The sequence below is a fragment of the Bifidobacterium jacchi genome, from assembly GCF_009078285.1.
In the GTDB taxonomy this organism is placed as follows: Bacteria; Actinomycetota; Actinomycetes; order Actinomycetales; family Bifidobacteriaceae; genus Bifidobacterium; species Bifidobacterium jacchi.
Window position 1 is genome coordinate 5,413 of record NZ_RQSP01000065.1, and the last position, 2,396, is coordinate 7,808.

The 2,396-nt window shown below is 65.0% G+C and carries 1 protein-coding gene and 1 pseudogene; both read right to left on the minus strand.

The window, feature by feature from the left end; translation table 11 throughout:
• Window positions 1-1,252 (minus strand): sialidase family protein (locus EHS19_RS10100; protein ID WP_175578423.1); only part of this gene is annotated, 1,252 nt, incomplete at its 3' end.
• A gap of 409 nt (window positions 1,253-1,661) precedes the next feature.
• A pseudogene (locus EHS19_RS10105) lies at window positions 1,662-2,396 on the minus strand (hypothetical protein); the annotation flags it as partial.

Here is a 2,396-nt window from a genome sequence, read left to right on the forward strand (position 1 = left end):
TGCCGGCCTTCCATGTCGCGCCATGATCGTCGGAGTAGATCGACACCGCGCGGTTCACGTTGCCGGTGGTGCGCACGGTGAACTGCTGGATCAGGCGGCCCTTGTGCGCGCCGTACTTGAGCTGGATGCCGGCACCGGAGGTGGCGAAGCGCGACTTCCACTCGTTCTCGTGGCCCTTGGTGATGTCGGCGGTGATGTTGCGCGGCTCGCTCCACGTCGCGCCGTTGTCCTTCGAGCTGACGACGACGGACTGGATCACGTTGCGCGTGTCGCCAACGCCGAGCACGGAATCGGTGAAGCCCTTGTCGTACGACTTGACAAAGAACAGGAAGATCTCGCCGGTCTCCTCATCGACCACATACGACGGGTCGGAGTAGCCGTATCGGTCGTCGCCGATGTGCCCTTTGGCGACGAACTGGATCGTGGACCACGACCGGCCGCCGTCCTTGGAGATGCGCTGCACCACGCTGTTCGGCTGCGGCGCGTCCCAGCACTGGACCGTGTTGCTGTTCATCATCTTGGTGCGCGGCCGCTGGTCGAATGCGGCGAGGATCCAGCCGTTGGGCGCTTCGGCGAGCGCCGGGATGCGGTAGCAGACGTTGCCGTACTGCAGTTTGGTGGCGAGGCGGATCGCCTGCCCGTCGAGCCGATCGCTGGGCTTGGTCGCTTCGTCGGGGCGCAGTCCGTCGATCACGTTGACGGCGGGCGCGCTGACCGTGACCTCGTCGAGCACGTCGGTGCCGTTCATGTCGGTGGCGGCCTTCATGGTGGCGGTGGCGGTGAATGTGCCCGCTTTGACGTCGTCCTCGGTGATGGTGTGGCTGCCGTAGGTGCAGGTGAACGACTTGTTTGGTTCGAGCTTGCCCAGTCGGCAGTTCTTGGTGCTGCTTACCGCCACGTTGTCGAGATTCGATGCCGATGGGTAGGTGACGATGTTGACGTTGTGCAGATTCGTGTAGGTCAGGCTGTAGGTGAGCACGTCGCCGAGATGCACGTCGCTGCCGTAGGTGTCGGTGCGGGTGATCGACATGCTGATCTTGCCGTTGGCGCCGGTGATGGTGCCTGACGTTTCCGGCGTGGCATCCTCGGCGGCGATCGGGGCGGTGATCGCCGGGTCGGCTGGATTGATGGTGTTGTCATCCGCTGCGATTGCGGCGGCGGGCAATGTCAGTGCACCGAGCAGGATGGCGACCGATGCGGTCAATGCGGCGAATCGCGTGCCGCGTAGTCGTGAAGTCGAACGCTTCTTCATGGATTCTGGTTCCTTCTGTGCGCGGCCTGCCCGTCGGATCACGCCGTTCGTGGTCCTCTACCGGCTCCTCCTTGATCCGGTGCGGCGACGGCGCCGCGGAACATGCCTCGTTGTGGCAACCAGTGTAGTGGATGGGGCAAACGTTGGCGACGCTTTAGTGGCGGCTTGGTCACGTGACGCGGGGTTGGTCACAGGGAGCGGCCGGTCACATGGCGCGGGGGTGGTCACAGGGAGCGGGCGCGCCCTGTGACCGGGGTGCTACAAACGCTGCAATACCAACGATCACGGGACACGGTCACAGGGAGCGGGGCGCTCCCCGTGACCAAACCCGCACCACGTGACCACACCCGCAACCGTTGACGTCACGCGCGGCCGGCGCACGACCACGCGCGACGGCTACACACAACGGCTACGCACGGCGACGAGCGAACACCACGCCACCGGCAGCGGCAAGCGCCACGGCAGCCAGCGCCACCACGGCGACCGACGCACCCGTATCAGCCACCGCCGGCCTCTTCGACGGAACCGTCGGAGCCGGCGACGGCTTCGGGGTCGGCGCCGGAGTCTCGGACTTCGCCGTCACCGACACCACATCCCACAGCAACGCACCACCGGCAGTCGACACCGCCACACGATACGAACCCGGAAGATTCGGAGCAAACGCCTCAACCACGCCATCCGCACCGACCGTCACATTGCCACGAGACCGCACAACACCAGCCGAATCAAGGAACACCACGACCACCCGGCCAGCATGAGCCGCACCAACGTGCAGCGTCACCGTGCCGCCGGCAACCATCGAATCCACCGGAACCAGACCGGCAACACGATTCGACTCCGTCAAATCAGACAATCCCGGCACACTCGGACCAGGATTCGGACTCGGCTCAGGATCAGGCTCCGGCTCCGGATCAGGCGTCACCGCCTTCTCGGCGACCGTCACCGTGAACGTGTCCTCCTTCGACGGATCGGCCTTCAGCCTCACCACGATCTGCACCTTACCAGCGCGCTCGAACGGCTTGGTCAGATCAGCATCGCCGCCCTCGCCGAAATACGAGCCAGCGACCGTCACATCATCGGCAGCCAGCTCACGCTCCGTGCCATCCGACATGAACGCAGTCACCGTCACGCCAGCAAACCTGTC